Here is a 25,310-nt window from a genome sequence, read left to right as displayed (position 1 = left end):
GGGAACCCTCATGGACCACCGCGTCGTGATGAACGCCGACGAGCAGTATTCGGTCTGGCCCGTCGCCGACGACCTGCCGGCCGGCTGGGTCGCCGAGGGCCACCGCGGCACCCGGGACGAGTGCCTCGACCACGTCGAGCGGGTCTGGACCGACCAGACCCCGGCGCGCACCCGGATCCGCGCCTGGCTGGCCGGCGCCGTCTCGCAGGCCTGCGACGACCGGCTCACCCCACACGACGTCGCCACGGCCGGCTGCTCGCTGGTCGCCATGGGCGTGTCGTCGCTGGCGATCATCCGCCTGGTCGACGCCATCGAGACGGAGTACGGCGTGGCCGCCGACTTCAACCAGCACGCCCTGGAGGACCTGGACACCTTGACCGACTTCATCGCGACCGAGCGCCTCCGCCACCGAGCGGCCCGCTGAGGGTCCGCCGGACCGCCGGCCCGTGCCCACTCAGCCGGCGGCGGCCATCGGGGAGGACTCCGCGACGGCGTGCGGGTCCGGCTCGGCGAGCGGGATCTCCGCGGTCAGGGTCGTCCCCTGCCCCGGCGGGCTGACGACGCCGAACCGGCCCCCCAGCGCCTCGACGCGGTCGCGCAGGCCGACGAGCCCCGTGCCGCCTTCCGGGTCGGCCCCGCCGACACCGTCGTCGCGGACCGACAGCCAGATCGACCGCTCGTCCGCGTCCACCGTGACGTAGGCGACCGGCGCCTGCGCGTGCTTGGCGATGTTGGTCAGCGCCTCCGAGACCACGTAGTAGACGGCCACCTCCACCCGCTCGGGAAGCCGGCCCGGCACCTGCAGCCGCAGCTCGACCGGCACGATGCTGCGCCGGGCCAGCGTGCGCAGCATCGGGCAGACCCCGCCCTGGGTCAGCAGCGCCGGGTGGATGCCGCGGGCGAGGTCGGTCATGGACTCGTGGATCTCGGTGAGGTTTTTGACCGTGTCGGACAGCAGGCGCTGCGCCGCCGGCACGTCGCCCGCCGCCGACTCCTCCGCCATGCGCAGCCGCAGGGCGAGGGCGACGATGCGCTGCTGCGGCCCGTCGTGCAGGTCGCGTTCGATGCGCCGCCGGGCGTCGTCCGCCGCGGCGACCAGCCTGCCGCGGGACGCGACGAGCCGGGCGCGGTTCTCGGTGTTCGCGATGGCGGTGGCGACGAGCTCGGTGAAGGCGAGCAGGCGGTTCTCCGCGTCGGGCGGCACCGGCCCCGGCTTGTAGGACAGGACGAGCGTGACCCCCCACAGCTCACCGTCGACGATGATCGGCACGCCGAGGCCGCGGTGGACGCCGCGGGCCCGGAGCTCCTCGGCGATCGGCCCGCTGGCGGTGTCATAGTCGATCTGTGCCGTGCGGCGGGTGCGGAGGATCGTGCCGACGATGTTCTCGCCCTCGATGGGCAGGCTCGGCTGGTCGGGCAGCAGCCGTCCGCCCTCGTCCCGCTCCGAGACCGTCCTGACGGTGCGGTCCGGCTCGTACCGGAGCAGCGCGGTGTGAAACCCGCGGAACAGGCGGTGCAGCTCGGCCGTCACCGCCGCGAACACCGTGCCGGGCGACCCGCCCGCGGCGACCATCGTGGCCACCCGCCGCAACGCCGCCTGCTCCGACAGCAGGGCCTGGGTCGCCTGCTGGCTGGCCCGCAGGGTACCGACGAGCTCCTGGCGCTTCACGGCGGTCCTGACGACCTCCTCCAGTGAGGGGCCGATCCGTTCGCGGATGCGCTCCAGCGTCGCCGGCGGGGTGTCGTCCGGGACGACGAGCCACACCGGGCGGCGATTCCCGTCGCCCAGCCCGAGCACGGTCGCGCCGGCGACCTTCTCCGGGTCCGGTGCGTCGCCGACCTCGATCGACACGTGGGAGAGGCCGAACCCGGTCGTGAGACACCACGCCCCGGCCCGCAGCGCCGACGGCAGGTCGTCCGCGCCGAGGACGCAGCGGGCGACGTCGGCGGCGACGTCCGCCTCGGCCGCCAGCTGCCGCGCCTCCAGTGTGCGCGTCCGGGCGAGGTCGGCCAGCCCGCCGCTGGCCAGTGCCACGATCCCGAAGACCACGGCCCGCTGGAGGTCCTGCGACGCGGTCAGGTGCAGTCCGCCCGGAGGCACGTGGACGAAGTTGAACACCAGCGTGCTGACCACCGCCACACCGACGCCGAGCCGGACGCCCCACACGATGGTCAGCGCCACCACGCCGAGGATGTAGATGACGGCGGTCGGCGACCGCTGCGGTTCGGCGGCGTGCAGCAGCCCGAGCAGGGCCGTCTCGGCCGTGATGACCACCGCCGCGACGATGACACCGACGAGGAGCGGCGGCGGCGTGTCCGGCAGCAACCACGTCATGAGCCGGCGCCGGACACTGCTGGTCACCGTCATGCGGCCTCCCGATCGGCGAGAGCGTGACTGCGGGACTGGGCCGCGTCCGCACCGGTCCGGCATGCACACGTCCGACCGTTCGCCTTCCTGACGACCGTCAACACCACCCGATGCGGGTGACATCCCACCCGCGGCACATGGGGTACAGCCACGCTCGTTCCTGCCCGCGATCCGGGCCTGCTCACGGTTCGCCGAGCGGGAAGTCGGCCTGCAGGCGGGTGCCCCGGCCGGCCGGGCTCTCGACGGTCAGCGTGCCGCCCAGCGCCTCGACCCGGTCGATCAGACCGATGAGACCGGTGCCTCCCTTCGGGTCCGCGCCGCCGGCGCCGTCGTCGTTCACCGTCACGTGCAGGTAGCCACCCTGCGCGCACACGACGACGTGGACGAGCGTCGCCTGGGCGTACTTGACGGCGTTCGTCAGCGCCTCCGCCACCACGTAGTACGCCCCGACCTCGATCGGCTCCGGCTGCCGGCCGTCCACGTGCATCTCGAGGTCCACCGGGACGGCGCAGCGGCGGGCCAGCCCCTTGAGCGCGGGTCGCAGGCCACCCTGCACGAGGATCGCAGGGTGTACGCCGCGGGAGAGCTCCCGCACGTCGTCGACGGCGCCGTTCAACCCGTCCACGACGGCGGACAGGTCCTGGCGCAGTTCCGCCAGCTCCGACGGCACCATCGTCTCGACCCGGCGCACCTCCAGCCCCAGCGAGATGAGCCGCTGCTGCACGCCGTCGTGCAGGTCGCGTTCGAGCCGCCGGCGGGTCTCGTCGGCGGCGAGCACGAGCCGGGTCCGCGACGCGACGAGGTTGGCGCTCTCCACGAGCACCACCCCCTGCCGGATGATCAGCAGCACGATGACCAGGGTCTCGGCGACGATCTCGGTGCCGTCCATCACGACGCCCCGGGCGAGCTGCACGATCACCAGCACGCCCGTGCCGACGACCGGCACGTACGGCAGCATCATGTGCCCCCAGCGGGCCCGCGGGCGCACCGGCCAGTGCTGCATCTCCCGGACGGGCGTCAGCGCGGCGACCGCGATGAGCGCGTGCCCGGCGACGAACCCGGAGTTGGCCAGCGGCGACATGCTGTCCTCGCCCCTGGTCACCGCGTACGCGAACACGCTGTCCGACAACGACAGCGCGAACAGCCCGACGGCGAGGATGATCAGCTGCGCCCGGTTCGGCGCGGCCGCCGTCGTGGCGAGCAGCAGGATGATCATGATGGTCAGCAGCAGATCGGTGACCGGGTAGGCGATCGCGACCGAGTACGCGAAGGTGGTGGCCGCACCGGCCTGCACCACCGCCCCGAGCGTGGTGGCCCAGGTGAGCACGAACAGCGCACCCACGACGATGAGCCCGTCGAGCGCCATCACCAGGCTCCCCCGGCGGCGCCACGTGGCGGCCTGTGCGGGCTGGTCGGCGGCCAGGGTCCAGACCGCCAGGAGCGCGAACACCGGCAGCGTGAGGTACCCGGCGTCCGCGAGCGACGGGCTCGGCAGCACGTCGCCGTTGAACCACCGGTACCAGGACCAGAGGAACTGCCCGATCATCCAGCCGCACGTCGCGGCGCCCATCCACACCCGCCACCACCGCTGACCGCCGGAGTACCGGCGGGCGGTGATCCAGCAGACGAGGGTCGCCGCGAGCGCCGCGGAGAGCTGCCCCGCGTCGTCGACGAGCCCCGACCACCGCGGGGACAGCAGCCCCGAACTCCCCAGGCCGACGACGGCAGCCACCGACACAGCGGCGACGAGGAGCGAGGTCGACCAGGGTCTGCGCAACAAGGGGATGATCCTGACCAGAGGCGATCAGAACGACATTCGCTTTACGCTACCGCCCCCGCGTCGCCCTCCGCCGCGCATCGACCCGGCCCGCACGCCGCGGCCGTCCGGTCGACCCCTGCCGCCACCCCGGATATCACCCGTGCCGGGCCGAGGCCGGCTGCGACGCGGTGCCGCACGTCGCGTCGCCGACGCTGACCCAGGTGCCGCGCGACGCCGACGAGATGGTCCGCCCGGCCGTCGACGGCACGCTGCGGGTGCCGCGCGCGGCCCGTGACGCGGGCGTCCGGCGGGTGGTGCTGACCTCCGCGCTGCTGAAGTTCGCTTCCGGCTACGTCGACGTCCGCGACGTCGCATCCCTGCACCGCTGACCGAGGCCGAGTTCGAGCAGCAGAAGGCCCGGATCCTCAGCACCTGACCACTCCTCTTCAGCCCGTCGGATCGGGCAGCGTCGCGGCGGTCTCAAGGAGCAGGGCGTGCACGAACGCCTGGGGCAGGTTGCCGCGCAGCTGCCGCTGCCGGACGTCGTACTCCTCCGCGTAGAGGCCCGGCGGGCCGCAGGCCGCGCGGTTGCGTTCGAACCAGCGGGCGGCGGCGACCGGGTTGCCGGCCTGCTGCTCGGCCAGGGCCATGCCGTAGCCGCACAGCAGGAACGCGCCCTCCGCACCGCCGAGCGGCGCGTCGTCGGCGCGGAACCGGTACACGTAACCGTCTTCGGTGAGCTCGGCCCGCACGGCGGCGAGCGTGGCGGCGGTGCGGGGATCGCCGGGCGGCACGGCGCCACGGATTCCGGGGAACAGCAGGGCGGCGTCGACGCGCGGGTCGTCCGGTGCGCGCTGCCACCGCCCGGTCGGGTGCAGGCAGGTGGCCTGCGTGTCGGCCAGGATGGACCCGGCCAGGTCGCGCCAGCGCGTGGCCGTGGGTCCGGTGACCGCGCCGGCCGCGCGCAGGAGCCCGGCGACGCAGGTGAGCCGGGAATGGGTCCAGGGCCGCGGATGCAGCTCCCAGATGCCGGCGTCCGGATCGCGCCACCGCCGGCCGATGGTGTCGGCGGCCAGGTGCAGTGCCCGGCGTCCGTCGGCGTCGAGCCGGTCCCGGCGGGCCGCCACGGTCAGCAGCAGCAGCGCCTCGCCGAACGCGTCGAGCTGGAACTGCCCGTTGACCCAGTTGCCGGTGCGCACCGGCGCCCCCGGATAGCCGGGCAGGAAGCCGAGGTCCCGTTCGTCCGGCACCGGCCGGCCCGACCCCGCCACGTAGGCGGGCGCCAGTGCCGGCCCGTCGGCCAGCAGATGCTGCGAGACGAAGCGCACGGCCGCGTCGAGCAGCCGGTCGGCGCCCGCCGCGGCGGCGGCATGCCCGGCGTAGGACTGGTCACGGATCCAGGCGTAGCGGTAGTCGTAGTTGCGGCCGGCTTCGGCCCGCTCCGGCAGCGAGGTCGTGGCGGCGGCGACCATGCCGCCCTCCGGGGTGGTCAGCCCGTGCAGAACCGCGCAGGCGTGCCGGGTGTCCCGGCCGGAGAAGCCGTCCACCGTGGTGGACACGGCCACCTGCCACGCCGCCGCCGTGGCGGGCCACAGCTCGTCCGGCTCGGGCGCCGGCCCGGTGAACGGCCGGGTCGACAGCTGCAGCGTGAGGTCGTGGCGGCCGCCGGGCGGCAGGCGCAGCTCGCCGTGCAGGACGCCGGAGGCATCGGGCCGTGCCTGCGGGGCGCCGTGCCAGCGCACGTACAGGTCGCCGGCGCGCCCGGTCCACCCGTGCTCGTCGCGGGTGAGGTCGCGCAACGGCTGCCGGCCGAACCCGGCGCACACGTCGAGCAGCAGCCGCACCACCGCGCCGCCGCGGATCGCCGCCACCCGCCGCAGCAGGGTCAGGGTGTGCGGATCGCCGGGCAGGGCGAGAGCCTCGCGGCTGTGGATGATCGCGTCGGTGGTGATCCAGCGGCTGGTCCAGATCAGGGTGCCCGGCTCGTAGAACCCGCCCCACACGAACCGGTCGTCGGCCGGGGCGACCGCGTAGACGCCCGGGCCGCCGAGGAGGCTGGTGAAGACGGCGTCCGACTCCCAGGCCGGCGCGCACAGCCAGGCCACGTCGCCGCGCGGGCCGATGAGCGCGCCGCGGCGGCCGTCGGCCAGCAGGGCGTACTGCCGCAGCACCTGCGGCGCGGAGACGCCGGCGGCGCGGCGTGGCGGCGCACCGTGAACGGCGGTCATGTCATGCCTCCTTGCCGGAGGGGTCCGGGCTGCCGTGGTCACGGCCGGCGAGCTCGCCGTGCACGGCGTCGAACACCGGACGGACGGAACGGATGCGCGGCAGGCTCCTGAAGTTGTGCCGCGGCGGCGGGCAGGTGGTGGCCCACTCGAGGGAGTTGGTGAAGCCCCACGGGTCGTTGCCCTCGACGCGGCGGCCGAACCGGTAGGAGGACCACAGGTTGTACAGCAGCGGCAGCATCGACAGCCCCAGGATCAGCGCGCCGACGCTGGAGATGGTGTTGTAGACCGTGAAGCCGTCGGTGGGCAGGTAGTCGGCGTAGCGGCGGGGCATGCCGCGGGTGCCGAGCCAGTGCTGGACCAGGAACGTGGTGTGGAACCCGACGAACGTCAGCCAGAAGTGCGCCTTGCCGAGGCGCTCGCCGAGCATCCGACCGGTGATCTTGGGGAACCAGAAGTAGACGCCGGCGAACGCGGCAAAAACGATCGTGCCGAACAGCACGTAGTGCATGTGGGCGACGACGAAGTACGTGTCGGAGACGTGGAAGTCCATCGGCGGCGAGGCGAGCAGCACCCCGGAGAGGCCACCGAAGAGGAACGTCACCAGGAAGCCCAGCGACCACAGCATCGGCGTCTGGAACGTCAGCTGGCCGTGCCACATGCTGCCGATCCAGTTGAAGAACTTCACGCCGGTGGGCACGGCGATCAGGTACGACACGAACGAGAAGAACGGCAGCAGCACCTGCCCGGTGACGAACATGTGGTGCGCCCACACGCTCATGGACAGCACGGCGATCGCGATGGTGGCGCCGACGAGACCCTTGTAGCCGAAGACCGGCCGGCGGGAGAAGACCGGCAGGATCTCGGTGACGATGCCGAAGAACGGCAGGGCGACGATGTACACCTCCGGATGGCCGAAGAACCAGAAGAGGTGCTGCCACAGCATCGCCCCGCCGTGCGCGGGGTCGTAGACGTGCGCGCCGAACTTGCGGTCCGCCTCGAGCGCGAGCAGGGCCGCGGTGAGCACGGGGAACGCCATGAGCACCATCAGCGCGGTGATGAAGATGTTCCACGTCAGGATCGGCATCCGGAACATCGTCATCCCGGGCGCCCGCAGCGTGATGACGGTCGTGATCATGTTGACCGCGCCGATCACCGTGCCGACGCCGGCCACCACCAGGCCCATCGTCCACAGGTCGCCGCCCACGCCGGGCGAGTGCACGTGGCTGTTGAGCGGCGAATAGGCGAACCAGCCGAAGTCCGCGGCCCCGCCCGGGGTGGCGAACCCGGCGACGGTGACGATGCCGCCCGTCAGGTACAGCCAGTACGCGAGGGCGTTGAGCCGCGGGAACGCGACGTCGGCGGCGCCGATCTGCAACGGGACCAGGTAGTTGCCGAACCCGAACAGCAGCGGGGTGGCGAACAGCAGCAGCATGATCGTGCCGTGCATGGTGAAGAGCTGGTTGTACTGCTCCGGCGACAGCAGCTGCAGGCCGGGCCGGGCGAGCTCGGCCCGCATCAGCAGCGCCAGCACCCCACCGATCGCGAAGAAGCCGAACGACGTCACGAGGTACATCACCCCGATCTGCTTCGCGTCGGTGGTCGCCAGCGCCTGCACGACCCGCGACCCGGGCACGGTGCGGCGCAGCGGCCCGGGCAGCCTCGGGGTGTGCACCGGGTCGATCGGCAGCACCGAACGGTCACTCATCGGCGGACCTCTCCAGCTCCCGCTGGTCGGACCTCTCCAGCTCCCGCTGGGCGGCCCCGACCCGTTGCATGCGCTTCGGCACCACCCAGCCGGCGTACGGCAGCGGCAGCTGGTCGGCGGCGGCGAGCGGCTGCTCGATCTCGCGGTACTCCCCGTCCGGGGTGCGGATGACCACACCGGTCTCCATCCCGTGGGCGAGCCGCTTGCGGTCCTGCTGCTGGAACCCCAGGCAGAGCCGGCGGGTGACCGCGAAGGCGAGCGCCGGCAGCAGCAGGGCGCCGATGCGCCCGGCCCAGATCAGCGCGTTGAGGCTGAGCTGGAACTTGTCGGCGATGAGGTCGTTGGCGGCCGACACGGTCAGCACCAGGTAGAAGGTGCCGGCCATGGCGGCGACCGCGGTACGGGTCGGCGCGTCACGGGGACGCTGCAGCAGGTTGTGGTACTCCTCGCCGCGGTGCCGCCACGCGTGGCCGAGCGGGTAACCGATGGCGAGCACGGTCAGCACCCCGGGCAGCACGACGCCGGGCCAGAAGACCGGCGACAGGGTGTAGCCGAAGGCCCGGACCTCCCACGGCGGCATGAGCCGCAGCGCGCCGTCGAGGAACATGACGTACCAGTCGGGCTGGCTCGCCGAGGACACCACGGCGGCCTCGTACGGGCCGAACAGCCACACCGGGTTGATCTGCACCAGCCCGCCGAGCGCGGCGACGGCGGCGAAGACGATGAGCGCCAGCCCGGTGGAGCGACCGGCGAACCCGGGCACCATCCGCTCGCCGACGACGTTCGCGCCGGTGTGCCGCACCCGCGGCCACTGCGTGTGCTTCTGCTTGACGATCAGGCCCAGGTGCACGCTGATGAGCGCGACGAGCGCCCCGGGGACCAGCAGGACGTGGACGATGTACAGGCGGCCGACGATGACCTCGCCGGGGAACTCGCCGCCGAACAGCGAGGTGGACGCCCAGGTGCCGATGACCGGCAGCGACTCCACGATCGAGGCGGCGATGCGCAGGCCCGTGCCGGACAGGCCGTCGTCGGGCAGCGAGTAGCCGGCGAAGCCCTCGACGAAACCGAGCCAGAACATGATGATGCCGATGACCCAGTTCGCCTCGCGCGGCTTGCGGAAGGCGCCGGTCAGGAAGATCCGGGCCATGTGCACGACGATCGCCGCCATGAACAGGTTCGCCGACCAGTGGTGCATCTGCCGCAGCAGCAGCCCGCCGCGGATGTCGAAGGTGATGCGCAGCGTCGAGTCGTAGGCGGCCGACATGGGCATCCCGCGCAGCGGCACGTAGGAGCCGTCGTAGGTGACCTGCCGCATCGACGGGTCGAAGAACAGCGCCAGCATGACCCCGGTCAGCACCAGCATCACGAACGAGTACAGCGCCAGCTCGCCGAGCATGAACGACCAGTGGTCCGGGAAGACCTTGTTCACCGCCCGGCGCAGCGGCGTGGCCGCCTGGAACCGCTCGTCCATCGCCCGGGCCGCGCGGGTGGCCCGGGGCGGCCGGTGCGGCCGGCGGCTCACCGCGACTCCGGGGCGCCGGCGTAGAACTCCAGCACCAGACCGGTCGTGGCCAGCAGCGCGCCGATCGTGGCGGCGCCGACCAGCCACCACTGGCTCAGCGCGATGCCGACCGCCGCGCTGGCCACCGCGACGGCGATGCCGAACGGCCAGAACCCGGGCGGCGCGAAGAAGCCGACCGGGCCGGCACCGTCGGCGATCTCGGCGTCCGGGCGGTCCTCCGGGCGCGCCGGGATGCGCCGGGCGACCAGCCAGAAGTAGCTGCCGCAGATCAGGCTCAGCACGCCGGACAGGCCGAGCACGATGCCGCCGGTCAGCTCCGGGTGGGCGGCGGCACCGCTGCCGGTCCACCACAGGTAGACGACCGACGCGGTCAGCAGGAACCCGGCGATCACCCCGAACACCTTGAACTCAGTGCGCACCCACGACTCCTCCGCGCAGCGCCGTCACCCAGGACCGCCCGTACCGGCGGGCGCGCCGCAGCTGCCGCCACACCGCGACCACCTCGTCGGCGACGAGCAGGGCGACGCTCACCGAAATACCCGCCGTGACCAGGCACAGCGTGCAGAACGCGCCGACCACGAAGGCCTGCATCGCCACCAGGAACAGCGCGGCCACCGCCATGCCGCCGGCGACCAGCCCGAGCAGCACCACCAGCCACGGCCGCCGCCACCACCGGGTCGTGCCGCCCGACAGCTCGAGCACGAACTCGGCCGCGAACGCCGCGGCGCCGAGCGCGGCGTCGTGCACCGGCAGCGCCCGGGAGAAGGCGGACTCCAGCACGCGGATGCTGCCGTCGCCGAACCACGGCTCCCACACCGCCGGCACCAGGCCGTACTGGAAGAACGCCAGCCGCAGCGAAACCAGCATCCCGGCGCAGGCGAGCACGGCCACGGCCACGCGTCGCGGCCACGCCGACGGCCCGTCGACCGCGCGCCGCCACCACCACGGCGTCGACGCGCGGCGGTGGAGCAGGCCGGCGTTCGCGCCGGGAGTCATGCGGTGCCTCCTTGTGTCTTCGTGTGTCGGGCCCGTCTTTGGTTCAGGCCCGTCTTTGGTTCAGGCCCGTCTCTGGTTCAGGCCCGTCTCTGGTTCAGGCCCGTCTCTGGTTCAGGCCCGTCTCTGGTTCAGGCCCGGCGGCGGGCGAGCCAGACGGCGGCGCCGGCGGTCGCCGCCGCGCCGCACGCCATGGCGAGGAGGCCGTGGTGCTGCGACGCCCAGAGCTGCGGGCTGCGCGCGTGCGCGACCTCGTCGAACGAGCCGTGGGCGCCCTGGTCGGTGCCGGGCGCCGCGTCGGCGGGCTGCCACAGGTTCGGCCGCAGCCTGGCCGCGCGCTCGCCGGTCTGCTGCGAGTCGTAGCCGGTGCGGGCCAGATAGCGGTCCAGCAGTCCCGGCGCGACCTTGTTGCCCAGCAGCGTGCCGACGGTCGACCCGCCGACCCAGTACTCGCGGCGCTGCGGATGGTCGGCGGCGTACAGCACGGCGCGGGCGGCGATCTCCGGCTGGTAGATCGGCGGGACCGGCTTCGGGTGGCCGCGCAGGCGCGACAGCACCCAGTCGAACTGCGGGGTGTTGACCGCCGGCAGCTGCACCATCGTGACGCGGACGCGGCTGCGGTCGTGCAGCAGCTCGCAGCGCACGGACTCGGTGAAGCCCTGAATGGCGTGCTTGGCGCCGCAGTACACGCTCTGCAGCGGGATGCCGCGGTACGCCAGCGCCGACCCGACCTGCACCACGGCGCCCCGGTCGCGGGGCAGCATCTGCCGCAACGCGGCGCGGGTGCCGTTGACGTACCCCAGGTAGGCGACCTCGGTCGCGCGCCGGAACTCGTCCGCGGCGACGTCGACGAAGGGCGCGAAGACCGACGAGAACGCCACGTTGACCCACACGTCGATCTCGCCGAGCTCGTCCTCGACCCGGTCCGCGGCCGCCTGCACCGCGTCGTTGTCGGCGACGTCGACCTCGATCGGCAGGGCGCGGCCCCCGGCGGCGCGGACGTCCTGCTCGGCGCCGGCCAGCCCGTCCTCGCCGCGCGCCAGCAGCGCGACCGCGTCACCGCGCGCCGCGAACGCCCGGGCGGACGCCCGGCCGACTCCCCCGCTCGCCCCGGTCACCACGATCACGCGCTGACCGTCCCGTGTCGCCATCTCCACCGTCCTCCTTCCCGCCCGCCACCCGCCGTCCAGGCAGGTGCCGCCAGGCCCCCGCTACCCATGCGGACCCCGGCTAACCTGCAACCGCCGACCCGATCGGCATTTCGCGCCCGCCCGCCCCGCCGTGCCGCTCCGCCCGTGGCCCGGCAGGTTCAGGCGGCCTCGACGCCGACGCGGGCGCGCAGTTCGTCGGCCTCCAGGTCCGCGGTGTAGAGCTCCGTCCCCGGCTGATACTTGCGACCGCCCTCGACGAGCGGCCCGGCGTCGACCGGTTCGAAGCCGATCTCTTCGACGAGGTCGAGGACCCGCCACTTGGCGTCCGGGTCGTCGCCGGAGACCGGAATGCCGTACCGGAAGTTCGACCCGGCCGAGTGGCCGTAGTCGCGCAGGTGGTCCCAGCGCATCGCGTTGAACGCCTTGACCACGTGCGCCCCGGCGAGGTGCCGTTGCATCAGCTCGCTGCTGGTCACGTCGCCGCGCTCCAGCTCTGCGTCGTGCCCGTCCCGCTCAGGGAGGTAGTTGGTCGCGTCGATCACCGTCCGGCCGGCCAGCGCATCGGCGGGCAGATCCTCGAACTGGCAGAACGGCACGGCGACGATCACGACGTCGCCGTAGCGGGCCGCCTCCTCGACGGTGACGGCGTGTGCGTGACGGCCGAGCTGCTGCTCGAGGTCGCGCAGGGTGTCCGGCCCCTGCGAGTTCGCGATGGCGACGTCATTGCCGGCCGCGACGTACAGGTGAGCCAGCGTGGAGCCAACCTTGCCGGCGCCGATCACACCGATCTTCATACCTGTCGCCTACCCGCCGCCGGCCCGTTCACGCGACGGACCGTCACGGAAGGTCGGACCGCCCGCAGGTGTCGCTCCGCCTGATGTCATTTCGCACTAACGCGGATCGCCACTCTCGCCACTGCCGACTGACCGGCGCTCTCAAAGAACGTCACCAGACCTGGCTGTCGACGGATCCGTCCGGGCTTTGAGCGACCACCACCCGGCCGGAGCCGCCACACCCCCACCCAGAGCCCGGCCGCGACGACCGGTGCGACGACCGGGAGCGGGCCGGGGCTGGGGCCGCCGGTCTCGCGCACCTTGATGCACGGGTCCGACGCCGAGTAGCGCAGCCGGGAGGTCCCGCCGGCGTGGACGTCGCGTGGCTTCGGGCTGGAGCCGGAGTCCACCCGGGTCGAGCAGGCCCGCCCCGCCGCGTCGAACCGGACGTCGTAGACCCGGCGGCCGGAGGAGATGTGCCGGACGCCGACCACCTCGGCATCGACCACGCCTCCCCTCGCCTCGTCGATGGAGATCCATCCGGAGAGCAGGCCGATGAACGTGACGAAGACGGCACCGAGCAGGAGCCCGACGCGCCGCCGGCGCCGGTCCCGGCGGTTCGGGATGTACATGCCGCCTCCTTCCGGCCGTGGAGCGTGGAGCGTTCCGGACATTGTCCGGTTCCGGCCAGGTGATCTCCACACCGAATCCCACGCCGAATCCCACGCCGGCCTACAGCCAGCCGCGTTTCGCCGCGGCGGCGCCGGCCTGGAAGCGGCTGTCCGCGCCGAGCACCTTGAGGATCGCGCCGACGTGGCGGCGTACGGTCCGGACGGCGGTGCCGGTGCGGTGGGCGATGGCCTCGTCGGTGAGGCCGGCGGCCAGCAGGCGGAGCACCTTGCGCTGGGCGCCGGTGAGCCCGGCGTCGTCCGCCCCGCCGCCGACGACCGTGCTTCCGGGGTCGTGCCACAGCAGGTCGAACCACTCGGCGAGCAGTTCGAGCAGGGGGCCCGAGTGGATGTGCAGCGCGCCGGCCATGCCGGTCGCGTCGATGGTCACCAGGGCGACCGTGTCGTCGACGTGCATCATCTTCACCGGCATGTGTTTGCGTACCTTGGCCTGCTCGCCGGCCAGCACGGACTGCTCGACGCTGTACGCCCCCCAGGGGTCCGACACGTGGATCGCGTCGTAGATCATGCGGAACTCGACCCCCGCGGCGACGGCGTCCGCCGGTGGGAGCAGGACCCCGTGCGTGGGGGCGCCGTCGACGAACTGGCCGTTCAGCGTCGCGCGGAGCAGGCGCTTCGGTGACCGGTACAGCCCCGACGCGAGCCGCGCGACCTCGGGGTAGTCGCGGATGACGCGGACGTTGTCGTCGTCGATCGGGCTGTCGGCCAGGCCGGCCGTCGGCGACATCATGCCGGCGAACTGCTCCCAGGCCGTGCCCAGTTGCCGCTGCAGCACCGCCAGCTTGCGATGCTGGCGGTCGAGCAACCGGCGCAGGGCGATGGAGGGATGCACCGTACGGGCGAACCGGCCGTCGCCGCTGCCGGTGATGTTGATGACCCCGGCGTCCAGCAGCTCCCGCCCCGGGCCCTCGTCGAGGTCCAGCATGCCCGGCCGGTGACCGACGGGCAGCTGGGACGCCGCCAGGAGCCGGCCGAAGGCCGCGGCCGCCTCGTCGCTGACCATCCCGGACAGGAGCCCGGACCAGCCGTCGCCGGGTCCGGGGTCGGTGCTGGACACCGCACGCGCCGCCGCCGGCCGCTCCTGGTCGGTGCCGGAGATCCCGGCGAGGAACGGTGGAAGGCGCAGCACGGCGTCGCCGACGTCCAGCCCGGCGACGACCGAGCGCCATTGCCGGTGGTACGCGGCCGCCGCGGCGTGGTCGCCGGAGGCCGCCGAGACCCGTTCGAGGCGGGCCGCCGCGCGGGCGATCTGCGGCGCCGCGCCGATGCGACGCCAGATGTCCAGCGCCTGGCGCAGCGGGCCGGCCGCCTCCGCCCAGCGTCCCTCGGCGGCGGCCAGGTCACCCGTGGCACGCAACGTCTCGGCCAGGCCGTCGGGGCGCCCGGCCTGCTGGTGGCCGGCCAGCGCCCGGCCCAGCCTGGCCGCGGCCCCGGTCCACCGCCCCTGCCGGAGGTCCGCGTCGGCGAGTGCCTGTTCGAGGTACGCCGTGCCCAGGTCGTCGCCCATCTCCTGGCTGGTCCGCAGCGCCGCGGCCAGCACCGGCTCCGCGTCGGCGGGCCGTCCGGCGTCGATGAGCGCCAGGCCGAGGTGGTACCGGACGAGGGCGAGCTGCAGCGACCGGTCCGCCACGCCGTCGACGGCGAGCGCCTCCTCCAGCAGCGCCACGGCGGTGACGGCGTCGCCCGCCTCCCAGTTCGCGAAGCCCAGACCGTCGAGGGCGTCGCAGAGCGGCCAGCCGGGGACCGCCCGGGCGCGGGCCGCCGCCACCGCCCGCTCCAGCCAGTCGAACGCGTCGCCGAACCGCCCGAGGCGCACCGCGGCCATACCGGCGTTGCGCAGCGACCGCACCTCGAGCTCCGGGTCACCGAGCCGGCGCGCCACGCTCAGCTGCTCGGCCGCGATGGCCGGCAGCTGGGAGTACTCGTCGCGGTGCAGGTGGGCGTCGTACAGGCCGCCGAGCAGGCGGGCGAGGAGCCGGTCCGATCCGAGCGAACGGACGCACGCCGTCGCCTGCTGGAGCGTGTGTTCCCAGTCGTCGGAGTAGGACCGGTTGCCGAGGAACCCCGACAGGCTCAGCGCGAGCCCGCCGGCGATGCCGGGCAGACCCGACCGGCATGCCTGGTCGACCCCGGCGACCAGCCCGGCGCGCTCGGTCTCGAACCAGTCGAGCGGGCCGGCCCGCATGGCGCGGGCGCCGCTGCCGGGCGGCGGCGGGACCTCCAGGTCAGCTCCGCCCGCATGGTGGCCGAGCAGCTCACCGGCCTCGGTGGCCAGCGCGAGCCAGCCGTTGAGCAGCCGTTCCAGCGCTCGGCTCCGCTCGGCCGGCGCCTCGTCGGACGTGCCGCGCTCGTGGGCGTACTCGGCGACCAGCTCGTTGAGCCGGTACCGCTCCTGCCCGGTCACGTCCCGGCCGAGCGGCTCCACCAGATGGACGTCCGCGAGCTCGTCGAGCAGCGCGCGGGCCCGCTCGCCCGGCGCGTCGAGCAGCGCCTGAGCGACCCACTCCGGCCAGTCCGCCGTGCCGAGCAGGCCGGAGCGCACGAAGAGCTTCCGGGTCTCCGCCGGCAGCGCCTCGTAGCTCAGCGCGATCGACGCCCGGACGTCGAGGTCGCCGACCGCCAGCTCGTCCAGCCGGCCGCGCTCCGTCGCCAGGCGCCGCCGCAGCTCGTCGAGGCCGGCGTCGGGCCGCAGCGCCAGCCGTGCGGCCACGATGCGCACGGCCAGCGGGAGCCCGCCGCACAGGCGCACGATCTCCTTCGCGGCCTGCGGCTCGGCGGCGATCCGCGCGTCGCCGACACCGCCGGCGAGGAGCTGGATCGCGTCGGCGGTCCGCAGCGCCGGCACCAGGAAGCGGGCCGCGTTGAGCAGCGCCCCCAGCTGCCGCCGCGAGGTCACCACGGCGGCGCCCGCCCCGGGCAGCAACGGCCGCACCTGGGCCTCGTCCGCGGCGTCGTCGAGCACCACCAGCATCCGGCCGCGCGCGAACTGGCTTCGGTACAGCGCGACGCGCTCGTCGGGGTCCCTGGGCAGGTCGGTGCCGTCGACGCCCAGCGCCCGCAGGAACCGCTCCAGGACCCGGTAGGGTTCCGCCGGCGTGTCCTGGCTGCCGCGGAGGTCGGCGTACAGCTGCCCGTCCGGGAACGCCCGCGCCAGCCGGTGACCGGCCGCCAGGGCCAGTCCGCTCTTGCCGACCCCGCCGGGCCCCACCAGCAGCACCACCGTGGAGGCCTCGGCGTCGTCGGAGAGTTGCCCGGCGATCTGGTCGAGCAGCGGGCCGCGACCCGTGAGCGCGGACGCCCGGGGAAGCTGCCGCGGCACCGGTGGCCCGGCCGGCGCGGCCCCGCCCGCCTGGCGTCCCCACAGGATCTGCCGCTCCGTGTCGCGCAGCGACGGTCCCGGCTCCACGCCGATGTCGTCGACGAGACGCCGGTACGCGCGCCGGTAGACGGCGAGCGCGTCGGCGCGGCGGCCCACACCGGCCAGCGCCAGCATCTGCCCGCGGTAGAGCCGCTCGGCGTACGGGTTCTCGGCGACGAGCGGCTCGACCTCGCGCAGCACGGTGTCGTAGTCCTCGAGCGCCAGGGCGGCGTCCAGCTTCGCCTCGGCCGCGGCGAGCCGCTCCCGGTCCAGCGCCTCGCGGACCTCGCCGGAGGACGCGTCGGCGAGGTCGGCCAGCGCCGGGCCCCGCCACAGCGACAGCGCCTGGTCCAGCGCCGCGACGACGGTGGTGTGGTCGCCCGCCGCGGCCGCGGCACGGGCCCGCTCGGTGAGGCCACGGAACTCCGCGACGTCCAGGCGGTGCGGCCCCAGCCGCAGCAGGTATCCGGTCGGCCGGGTCTCGATGAGCGAGGTGTCGATGGCGCGGTACCGGCGCCGCAGCCCGCTGATGAGGTTGTGCAGCTGCGCCCTCGCGGATCCCGGCGGCTGCTCCCAGAGCCGGGCGATGAGCTCGTCGATGGGGATCAGCCGCTCGGCGTTGATCAGCAACGTGGCGAGCACCAGCCGCTCCCGTCCGCTACCGCCGGGCAGGAGCCGCCCGGCGTCCCGGACTTCCATCGGTCCTAGCAGCCCAAACTCCACCGGCCATTGATATCAAACGCGACACCGGCCCTCTAACAAGCCGCTAACAAGCGATCGATGCCGGCGGCGAAGCGTCCCTAAACTGGCGGCCGTTGCCCAGGGGCCGTAAGAGAATGGTGTGGATTGGTGTCGATGGAGGGGGGCCCGGGTCATGCCGGCCCGGCCGACGCGCTCGACCGGTATGAGCTCGTGCAGCGGCACGCCGCGGGCGGCGAGGGCGAGGTGTGGCTGGCTCGTGAGCACCACGGCGCCGAGTCGTTCCCGTACGCCGTGAAGGTGATCCGGATCGACGACGACTCGGTCGCGGACCGGCAGCTGGAGGAGCTGCGGCTGCAGGCGGCGCTCGCCACGCAGCTGGAGCATCCGGCGCTGGTGAAGGTGAAGGAGGTCTTCCTCGGCCCGCCGCCGCACCCCGCCGGTCAGGGCGCCGCGGCCACGGGACGCCGGCTCTACTTCGTGATGAAGTGGATCGAGGGCCGCAACCTGCAGGAGGCGCTGGAGCGCGGCGAGGTCCAGGGCCTCGACGTGCTGGCGCCGCTGGAGCCCGTCGCCGAGGCGATCGACTACCTGCACAGCGGGCAGGACACCAACGGCGCCCCGGTGCTCCACCGCGACATCAAGCCCGCGAACGTCCTGCTCGCCGCCGACGGCCGGGTCTACCTGGTGGACTTCGGGCTGGTGCGCCTGCGCGGCACCGACCGGACCTCGCGGATCTTCGGCACCGCCCCGTTCATGGCGCCGGAGTCGCTGGCCCGCGGCGAGTACAGCCCCGCGACCGACCGGTACACGCTGGGCGCGACCGTCTACTACGCGCTGACCGGCGAGGCGCCGATCCCCGGCGACGTACAGGGGATGACGCAGCGGCTGACGTCGGCGCTCGGGCCGGGGAAGGACCGGGAGGTGCGCGGCATCCTGGCGATGCTCGCCGCGCAGCCCGACGCGCGCCCGGCCGGCGCCGCCCGCTGGATCCGCGCCCTGCGGATGCCGCCACCGGAGACGACCGCCGGCACGGCGCAGTTCCCGACGCAGCTTCCGGCGCCGGTCTCGGCGCCGCCGCCGACGACCACGGCCGCGTCCCCGCCCGGATACCGGCTGCCGCCCGGCTCCTTCGCCGGCCCTGCACCGCAACCGGTGAGCTACCCGATGCCGCCCGGCAGCCTCGGCGGGGCCCCGATGCCGCCCGGCAGCCTCGGCGGTGTGCCGTTCCCGCCGGCCGCCGGTGGCTACCTCGGTGCCCCGCCGCCGAAGCAGGGCGGCGCCAAGGCGCCGCTGATCATCTTCGGCGCGATTCTGCTGCTCGTCGTCGCTTGTTGTTTCTCCGCCTACAAGTTCGGGGCGGATCTCACCGACACCACCGGTCAACCGGGATCGGGTGGCGGTGCCAGGCCCACCCGGTCGTTCGACAAGAGCAAGCCCCCGCCGCCGGTGACGGAGCTGCGCTCCGCGCTGGTCTCGGTCGGTGACATCACCACGGTGATGCGCGCGTCGCGTGACACGGTCAACTCGAGGTCCGACGAGAACTACCTCCAGGGCGGCCTGTCCAGCCTGAAGCTGTGCGCCGACGGCGCGGTGGCCGGGGACGCCATCGCCGGTTCCGAGACGAACAACTTCAAGGTCACCGGCGCCGAGGGCTACCCGTTTGTGGGCTCGGCCGTCGCCGGCTTCTTCGGTGACGAGGCGAAGGTCTTCTTCGCCTCGCTGCGCAGCACCGCCGCCCGGTGCGGGTGGACGGAGATGCAGACCACGAAGCTCGGCGACGAGACGCTCGGGATCTTCAGCGACAACGGGAGCACCAAGCTCGCCATCGTGTTCGTCCGCAGCGGTCAGGCGGCCATCGAGGTGGTGGTGACGGGGCAGACCTTCATGGACCTCGTGCACGGCAGCTACCAGTCGGACGCGATCCAGCTCGCCACCGCGATGGCGAAGCGACTCCCGAAGAGCGGCCAGTGACCGGTTCGGAGCGAAGCGGAGAGGCCGGTCACCATTGGCACAGGGCGGAGGTCGCGGGTCCGGAGCGAAGCGGAGGGCCCGTGACCAGTGTCCTGCTGATCGGCACACCGGACGGTGAGCGCCGCATCACGTCCGAGGAGTCGGTACTGCGGATCGGCCGGGACCCGCTGTGCCGGATCGTCGTCGAAGACCCCCGGGTGTCGCGGGAGCACGTCGAGGTGTCCCTCCGCGCCGGCCGCTGGTGGCTGCGGGACCTGGGCAGCCACAACGGCACCTACGCCGGCGGCATCCGGGTCGACGAGCTCGACCTGACCCGGCCGTGCCAGGTGCGGCTCGGCGCCGCCGACGGCCCGTCGCTCACCCTGCGCCCGGAGCCGGTCCCGGGAGTGCCGCCACCGACGGTCACGGCGGCGAACCACCCGGCGGCCGCCGCATCCGGGCCGCGGTTCGAGGCCGGCCGGGTGCCTTCCGCGATCCACCGGGCCGCGCACCGCACCAGGATCGGCCGCGCCCCGGACAACGACATCGTGCTCGACGACCTGCAGGTGTCGCGGTATCACGCGGACCTGCTGCGGACGCCGGACGGGCTGCGGCTCGTCGACCTCGGCACCAGCAACGGCACGTTCGTCAACGGCCGGCGGATCGCCGAGGCGGACCTGCGCCCCGGCGACCTGCTGTCCTTCGGGCGGCACCAGCTCGTCGTCGACGGCACGCAGCTGCGGGAGTACGTCGACACCGGAAGGGTCTCGCTGCACGTCGACGGGTTGGGCGTCACCGTGGCGGGCGGCCGCCGGCTCCTCTCAGGCGTCGGTTTCGCGCTCGACGAGTGCAGCCTGCTCGCCGTGGTGGGCCCCAGCGGCGCCGGCAAGTCGACCCTGCTGGGCGCGTTGACCGGATACCGCCCGGCGAACGAGGGTGCGGTCGTCTACCAGGGCCGCGACCTGTACGCCGAGTACGACGACCTGCGCCAGCGGATCGGCCTGGTGCCGCAGGACGACATCCTGCACCTGGCGCTGACCGTCCGCCGGGCCCTGCGCTTCGCGGCGGCCCTGCGCTTCGGCTCCGACGTCACGAGCGCGGAGCGGGAGCAGCGGATCGACGAGGTGATCGGCCAGCTCGGCCTGACCGCGCAGGCGGACCAGCGGATCGAGACGCTCTCCGGCGGCCAGCGCAAACGCACCTCGGTCGCGCTGGAGCTGCTCACCGAGCCGTCGCTGCTGTTCCTCGACGAGCCGACGTCCGGACTCGACCCTTCGCTGGACCGGGACGTGATGGTGAGCCTGCGGGACCTCGCCGACCGGGGCCGGACCGTCGTCGTGGTCACCCACAGCCCGCTGCACCTCAACGTCTGCGACCGGGTGCTGGTCCTCGGGCGGGGCGGCAAGGTCGCCTACTTCGGCCCGCCCGGCGAGCTGCTGCCGTTCTTCGGCGTGCAGGAGTACGCCGACGTCTTCAAGCAGGTGTACGACGACCCCGACGGCTGGGCGGCGCGGTTCGCCGCGCGGGTGACGCCCCGGCCCGCCGCCGCCGCACCGGTCGCGCCCTCGACGCCACCGGCCCAGGCACCGCCGGCCCGGCAGGGCTGGTGGCGGCAGCTGACGATCCTGACCCGGCGGATCGCCGCCGTCACCCTGGCCGACCGGATGTACGTGGCCCTGCTGCTCGGGCTGCCGCTCGGCCTCGCCGCGCTGCTGCACGTGATCCCCGGCGACGACGGGTTCGCCGTGCCGGGCGACCCGCTGGCGCGTGGTACCGAGGCGTCGCAGCTCCTCGTCGTGCTCATCGTCGGCGCGGTGTTCTTCGGCCTGGCCGGCGGCGTCCGGGAACTGGTCCGGGAGCGCCCCATCTACCGCCGGGAACGGGCCGTCGGGCTCGCGCCGGGCGCGTACCTCGGCTCGAAGGTGCTGGCGTTCGGCGTCGTGAACGGGGTCCAGGCGGCGCTGTTCGTGCTCGTCGGTCTCGCCGGGCGGCCGGGTGCCCCCGAGGCGCTCGCGCTGCGCTGGCCGCTGCTGGAGCTGATCGCGGTGGTCTGGCTGACCGCGCTGGTCGCGACCGTGACCGGCCTGCTGGTCAGCGCGTACGTCTCCTCCGGCGAGCAGACGATGCCCGTCCTGGTCGGGCTCGTGATGGCGCAGCTGGTGCTCTGCGGCGGGCTGTTCGCAGTGGTCGGCCGCTCCGGTGTCGAGCAGCTGTCGTGGCTGGCGCCGTCCCGGTGGGGGTACGCCGCCGCGGCCGCCACCGTCGACCTCCGCTCGCTGGTGGTGAACCCGAGCGCGGACGCGCTGTGGAAGCACACCGCCGGGGCGTGGTGGTGGGCGATGGGCGTCCTCGCGCTGCAGGGTGTGGCGCTCACCGGCGCCGCCAGGTGGGCGCTGCGGCGCCACGAGCCGGGCCGCTGAGCACCGGGGATCTGGAAAGGCTGGAGGAACACGTGGGTCACAGGATGGACGGCGGACTCGAGAACGCCCTGCGGGAAGGCTGGTCCAGCGCCTGCCAGCTGTACGGGCATCTCCACGCCGGTGGCGAGCTGGCCGCGCTGCCGCCGGGCGCGGTACGCCTGAACCCGGGCGAGGTGGCGTACGCCGACACGATGCTCGGCTACGCCCGCTTCTACGGGACCACGGTGACGTACGAGCGCAACAGCACGTTCCTGCTCGGCTCGGCGGCGTTCGTCGCCGCCGGGATGGCCGCGACCGCGATCGCGAACTCGTCCGCGAAGCAGCGCGCGGCGGCCCAGGCGGCCGCCCAGTGGCGCGACCACGCCACCGTCCGGACCATCCTCACCAACCAGCGCCTGATGTGCGACTACCGCAACCGGTGGCTGAGCTTCTGGCACAACGGCGTCACCGAGCTCCAGGGCGACGTCACCCAGTGGCTGTTCGTCCTGCGCTATGAGGTCGGCGACCCGATCATGCTGCACGGCCCGGCAGCCCCCTGGCTCACGGTCAGCATCGCGCACCTGGTGTACGGCCCCGGCGGCCTGCAGCTCCCGGGCCTCGCCGCGCTCCCCCGCTCCATCGCCGAAGCCACCCACCAGCGCGCCATCGGCAACGGCACCTGACGTCGCGGCGCCGGCGACGGGGATCCTGGCCGGTCCGGGCAGGCCGAGAGACACTACAAGGAAGTGGCTACTTGTCCTTCTTCGAGCGGACCTGGCCGTCTGCCCGGAGAAGCCACGAGCCACTGCACCGCCGCTGAGACGGATCAACACACTTGCCCACAGCGCCGTGGGTGAGGGGGAACCACCGATGAACCGGCCCACAGCCACCCGGGTGAGCGCCGGCACTACCGGACCTGCGGTCAAGGACGACGAGCCGGAGCGGTACGTGCCCGACGCGGAACACCTGGTCGCGGAGGCCGTCAACCTGGCGGCGGCCCGCGACGCCGACCCCGAGCTGGTCGCGCGCTACTGGCGCCTCGTGCCGGACGAGGAGCTCGCCGGTTGCCAGCCGGCCTGGATGGTCGAGGCCACGCGGTCGCACCTGGAGCTGGCCCAGCAGCGGGTGCCCGGCGAGCTGAAGCTGCGGCTGGGCACGAGCACCGCCGACCGCACGTCGCTGGAGATCGTCACCGACGACATGCCGTTCCTCGTCGACTCGGTCACCAGCGCCCTGTCGTCGCGCAACATCGACGTGGACATGCTGGTGCACCCGCTCGTCGTCGTGCGGCGGGCGCCGCTGGGCGCGCTGGAGGGAGTCCGGGTCGGCGTCGAGCCCGAGGACGCCGCGCCCGGCGACATCGTGGAGAGCTGGATCCGCATCGAGATCGACCGGATCCGGGCCGAGGCCGATCTCGAGGAGCTGCGCAACGGCCTGGCCGGGGTGCTCGACGACGTCCGTGAGGCGGTCGAGGACTGGCCGAAGATGCGCATGCAGGCGCTCACGCTGGCCGACCAGCTCGGCGGCGCGCGGCTGCCGGTGCCGGACAAGGACGTCACCGACTCCGTCGAGCTGCTGCGCTGGCTGGTGGACGACCACTTCACGTTCCTCGGCTACCGGGAGTACCGGCTGGTCAAGGGCGACGGCGGCGAGGAGCTGCTGGAGGCGGTGCTCGGCTCGGGCCTGGGCATCCTGCGGGCCGACCAGACCCGTCCGCTCGTGCTGAGCTCGATGACCGCCGAGGCCTACGCCAAGGCGATGGAGAAGCGGCTGATCATCATCACCAAGGCCAACTCGCGGGCCACCGTGCACCGCTCGGCCTACCTGGACTACATCGGGTTCAAGCTGTTCGACGCCGACGGCGAGGTGGTCGGGGAGAAGCGGTTCCTCGGGTTGCTCTCGTCGGCGGCCTACCGGACCAGCGTCCGTGACCTGCCGGTCGTCAGGCGCAAGGTCGCCGAGGTGATGGAGCGCTCGGGGCTGTCGCCGCGCAGCCACTCCGGCCGGGATCTGCTGGAGACGCTGGAGACCTATCCGCGCGACGAGCTGTTCCAGATCACCACCGACGAGCTGTTCCAGGCCGTCATGGGCGTGCTGCGCCTGGCCGGCCGCCAGCAGCTGCGGCTGTTCCTGCGCCGCGACACCTACGGCCGGTTCATCTCCTGCCTGGTCTACCTGCCGCGGGACCGGTTCACCACCGCCAACCGGCTGCGCATCCAGCAGATCCTGCTCGCCGAGCTCCACGGCGTCGGCGTCGACTACGCCACCCGGGTCGGCGAGTCGAAGTTCGCCCGGGTGCATCTCATCGTGCGCACCGAGCCCGGCAACCCGCCCGGCGACATCAACGTCCGCCGCCTCACCGAGCGGCTCTCCAACGCCACCCGGATGTGGGACGACGACTTCCGGCTGGTGCTGGAGCGCAACCTCGAGGACGAGCAGCAGGCCAAGCTGCTCTACCAGCGGTATGGCGGCGCGCTGTCGGACACGTACAAGAACGAGTACACGCCGTATGAGGCATTGCAGGACGTCGCCAAGCTGGAGCTGCTCGACGAGCCGGGCCAGCTCGTCATGCACGTCTACCGGCGCCGCCAGGCCGAGAGCGACATCCGGTTCAAGGTGCTCCGCTACGGCAAGCCGATGATCCTGTCCGCCGTCCTGCCGGTGCTGCACTCCCTCGGCGTGCGGGTCACCGACGAGCGGCCCTACGAGATCGTCCGCGCCGACGGCACCATCTACCTCTACGACTTCGGCCTGCAGCTGCCGCCGGGTGCGCGGGCGATCACCGAGGTGCGCCCCGACCTGGAGAACGCGTTCTCCGCCGCCTGGCACGGCGAGGCCGAGGTCGACGGGTTCAACGCCCTGGCGCTCAAGGCCGGCGTCACCTGGCGCGAGGTCGTCGTCCTGCGGGCCTACGCGAAGTACCTGCGCCAGGCCGGCACGGTGTTCTCGCAGGACTACATGGAGACGACGCTGCTGCAGTACCCGGCGATCGCCTCGAAGCTCGTGGACCTGTTCACGGCCCGCTTCGACCTGCGGCTGCACCTGTCGGAGACGGCGCGGAGAGAGTGGTCGAAGGAGATGGTCGCGGCGATCAACGAGGACCTCGACACGGTGACCAGCCTCGACCAGGACCACATCCTGCGCTCGTTCCTGCACGTCATCCAGGCCACCCTGCGCACCTCGTTCTTCCAGCGCGGCGAGCTGGGGCGCCCCAAGTCGTACACGGCGTTCAAGCTCGACCCGCAGTCGATCCCCGACCTGCCGGCGCCGCGGCCTCGGTTCGAGATCTTCGTGTACTCGCCGCGGTTCGAGGGTGTGCACCTGCGCTTCGGTGCGGTGGCGCGGGGCGGGCTGCGCTGGTCCGACCGGCGTGAGGACTTCCGCACCGAGATCCTCGGCCTGGTCAAGGCCCAGGTGGTCAAGAACGCGGTCATCGTGCCATCCGGCGCCAAGGGCGGGTTCGTGCTCAAGGAGAAGCCGGGCGACCGTGACGAGGCGGTCGAGTGCTACCAGCTGTTCATCTCGGCCCTGCTCGACGTGACCGACAACCTCGACGGCGGCAAGGTCGTCGCGCCGCCCGACGTGGTCCGCCACGACCCCGACGACCCCTACCTGGTGGTCGCCGCGGACAAGGGCACCGCCACGTTCTCCGACATCGCCAACGAGATCTCGGTGAAGTACGGGTTCTGGCTGGGCGACGCGTTCGCCTC

General features: G+C 73.3%; 16 protein-coding genes and 1 pseudogene. 6 read left to right on the top strand and 11 right to left on the bottom strand.

All coding sequences use genetic code 11. The annotated features are described in order from the left end of the window. Positions 1-10: 10 nt before the first annotated feature. A pseudogene (locus AB0I21_RS29020) lies at positions 11-154 on the top strand (MbtH family NRPS accessory protein); the annotation flags it as partial. Positions 155-454: 300 nt separating this feature from the next. On the opposite strand, the gene AB0I21_RS29015 reads toward AB0I21_RS29020, so the two are convergent. After that, complete coding sequence (locus AB0I21_RS29015; protein ID WP_360565863.1) at positions 455-2,368, bottom strand: DUF4118 domain-containing protein; 1,914 nt, start codon at positions 2,366-2,368, stop codon at positions 455-457. Positions 2,369-2,549: 181 nt separating this feature from the next. Next, positions 2,550-4,145, bottom strand: coding sequence for a histidine kinase (locus tag AB0I21_RS29010; protein WP_360565861.1), 1,596 nt, complete (start codon positions 4,143-4,145; stop codon positions 2,550-2,552). A gap of 170 nt (positions 4,146-4,315) precedes the next feature. Between AB0I21_RS29010 and AB0I21_RS29005 the strand changes: the two genes are divergently transcribed. After that, the gene (locus AB0I21_RS29005) at positions 4,316-4,516 is read left to right on the top strand and encodes a hypothetical protein (RefSeq protein ID WP_360565859.1); all 201 of its coding nucleotides are present in this window, start codon (positions 4,316-4,318) and stop codon (positions 4,514-4,516) included. 57 nt (positions 4,517-4,573) lie between these two features. On the opposite strand, the gene AB0I21_RS29000 is transcribed toward AB0I21_RS29005, so the two are convergent. The 9 genes from AB0I21_RS29000 to AB0I21_RS28960 form a co-directional block, all read right to left on the bottom strand. Further along, on the bottom strand, positions 4,574-6,355 hold the full coding sequence (locus tag AB0I21_RS29000; protein ID WP_360565858.1) for a glycoside hydrolase family 15 protein: 1,782 nt from the start codon (positions 6,353-6,355) through the stop codon (positions 4,574-4,576). 1 nt (position 6,356) lies between these two features. Next, positions 6,357-8,060: a cytochrome c oxidase subunit I gene (gene ctaD / locus AB0I21_RS28995; protein ID WP_360565856.1), complete on the bottom strand. Its 1,704-nt coding sequence runs from the start codon at positions 8,058-8,060 to the stop codon at positions 6,357-6,359. Then, complete coding sequence (locus AB0I21_RS28990; protein WP_360565943.1) at positions 8,053-9,534, bottom strand: ubiquinol-cytochrome c reductase cytochrome b subunit; 1,482 nt, start codon at positions 9,532-9,534, stop codon at positions 8,053-8,055. The genes ctaD and AB0I21_RS28990 overlap by 8 nt, the downstream gene beginning before the upstream one ends. Before the next feature lie 47 nt (positions 9,535-9,581). Beyond that, the gene (locus tag AB0I21_RS28985) at positions 9,582-10,004 is read right to left on the bottom strand and encodes a cytochrome c oxidase subunit 4 (protein ID WP_360565854.1); all 423 of its coding nucleotides are present in this window, start codon (positions 10,002-10,004) and stop codon (positions 9,582-9,584) included. Beyond that, positions 9,994-10,581: a vitamin K epoxide reductase family protein gene (locus AB0I21_RS28980; RefSeq protein ID WP_360565853.1), complete on the bottom strand. Its 588-nt coding sequence runs from the start codon at positions 10,579-10,581 to the stop codon at positions 9,994-9,996. The genes AB0I21_RS28985 and AB0I21_RS28980 overlap by 11 nt, the downstream gene beginning before the upstream one ends. 128 nt (positions 10,582-10,709) lie before the next feature. Further along, complete coding sequence (locus AB0I21_RS28975) at positions 10,710-11,729, bottom strand: SDR family oxidoreductase (RefSeq protein WP_360565851.1); 1,020 nt, start codon at positions 11,727-11,729, stop codon at positions 10,710-10,712. Between the two features lie 158 nt (positions 11,730-11,887). Beyond that, positions 11,888-12,523 (bottom strand): NADPH-dependent F420 reductase, encoded by a 636-nt coding sequence (locus tag AB0I21_RS28970; protein ID WP_360565849.1) that lies wholly within the window; start codon positions 12,521-12,523, stop codon positions 11,888-11,890. Between the two features lie 86 nt (positions 12,524-12,609). After that, positions 12,610-13,134, bottom strand: a complete 525-nt coding sequence (locus AB0I21_RS28965; protein WP_360565847.1) for a hypothetical protein — start codon at positions 13,132-13,134, stop codon at positions 12,610-12,612. 100 nt (positions 13,135-13,234) lie between these two features. Further along, a complete protein-coding gene (locus tag AB0I21_RS28960; protein ID WP_360565845.1) occupies positions 13,235-17,248 on the bottom strand; it encodes a BTAD domain-containing putative transcriptional regulator in 4,014 nt (1,337 codons plus the stop codon). A gap of 156 nt (positions 17,249-17,404) precedes the next feature. Between AB0I21_RS28960 and AB0I21_RS28955 the strand changes: the two genes are divergently transcribed. From AB0I21_RS28955 to AB0I21_RS28940, 4 genes are all read left to right on the top strand, one after another. Then, on the top strand, positions 17,405-19,222 hold the full coding sequence (locus tag AB0I21_RS28955; RefSeq protein ID WP_360565941.1) for a protein kinase: 1,818 nt from the start codon (positions 17,405-17,407) through the stop codon (positions 19,220-19,222). Positions 19,223-19,302: 80 nt separating this feature from the next. Further along, the gene (locus AB0I21_RS28950) at positions 19,303-21,621 is read left to right on the top strand and encodes an FHA domain-containing protein (RefSeq protein ID WP_360565843.1); all 2,319 of its coding nucleotides are present in this window, start codon (positions 19,303-19,305) and stop codon (positions 21,619-21,621) included. A 44-nt stretch (positions 21,622-21,665) separates the two neighbouring features. Further along, on the top strand, positions 21,666-22,283 hold the full coding sequence (locus AB0I21_RS28945; RefSeq protein ID WP_360565841.1) for a hypothetical protein: 618 nt from the start codon (positions 21,666-21,668) through the stop codon (positions 22,281-22,283). Between the two features lie 187 nt (positions 22,284-22,470). Further along, positions 22,471-25,310: NAD-glutamate dehydrogenase domain-containing protein (locus AB0I21_RS28940; RefSeq protein ID WP_360565839.1), on the top strand; the 2,840-nt coding region annotated here is incomplete at its 3' end.

The sequence above is a fragment of the Dactylosporangium sp. NPDC050588 genome (assembly GCF_040654975.1).
Lineage (GTDB): Bacteria > Actinomycetota > Actinomycetes > Mycobacteriales > Micromonosporaceae > Dactylosporangium > Dactylosporangium maewongense.
The sequence above is the reverse complement of the archived record's forward strand: the minus strand, read 5'-3'. Positions and strand labels throughout refer to the sequence as shown.

Coding starts and splice junctions, on each gene's coding strand:
- AB0I21_RS29015 (WP_360565863.1), bottom strand. CDS start 2,368: ATGACGGTGACCAGCAGTGTCCGGCGCCGGCTCATGACGTGGTTGCTG.
- AB0I21_RS29000 (WP_360565858.1), bottom strand. CDS start 6,355: ATGACCGCCGTTCACGGTGCGCCGCCACGCCGCGCCGCCGGCGTCTCC.
- ctaD (WP_360565856.1), bottom strand. CDS start 8,060: ATGAGTGACCGTTCGGTGCTGCCGATCGACCCGGTGCACACCCCGAGG.
- AB0I21_RS28990 (WP_360565943.1), bottom strand. CDS start 9,534: ATGGACGAGCGGTTCCAGGCGGCCACGCCGCTGCGCCGGGCGGTGAAC.
- AB0I21_RS28980 (WP_360565853.1), bottom strand. CDS start 10,581: ATGACTCCCGGCGCGAACGCCGGCCTGCTCCACCGCCGCGCGTCGACG.
- AB0I21_RS28975 (WP_360565851.1), bottom strand. CDS start 11,729: ATGGCGACACGGGACGGTCAGCGCGTGATCGTGGTGACCGGGGCGAGC.
- AB0I21_RS28970 (WP_360565849.1), bottom strand. CDS start 12,523: ATGAAGATCGGTGTGATCGGCGCCGGCAAGGTTGGCTCCACGCTGGCT.
- AB0I21_RS28965 (WP_360565847.1), bottom strand. CDS start 13,134: ATGTACATCCCGAACCGCCGGGACCGGCGCCGGCGGCGCGTCGGGCTC.
- AB0I21_RS28960 (WP_360565845.1), bottom strand. CDS start 17,248: ATGGAAGTCCGGGACGCCGGGCGGCTCCTGCCCGGCGGTAGCGGACGG.
- AB0I21_RS28955 (WP_360565941.1), top strand. CDS start 17,405: ATGGAGGGGGGCCCGGGTCATGCCGGCCCGGCCGACGCGCTCGACCGG.
- AB0I21_RS28945 (WP_360565841.1), top strand. CDS start 21,666: ATGGACGGCGGACTCGAGAACGCCCTGCGGGAAGGCTGGTCCAGCGCC.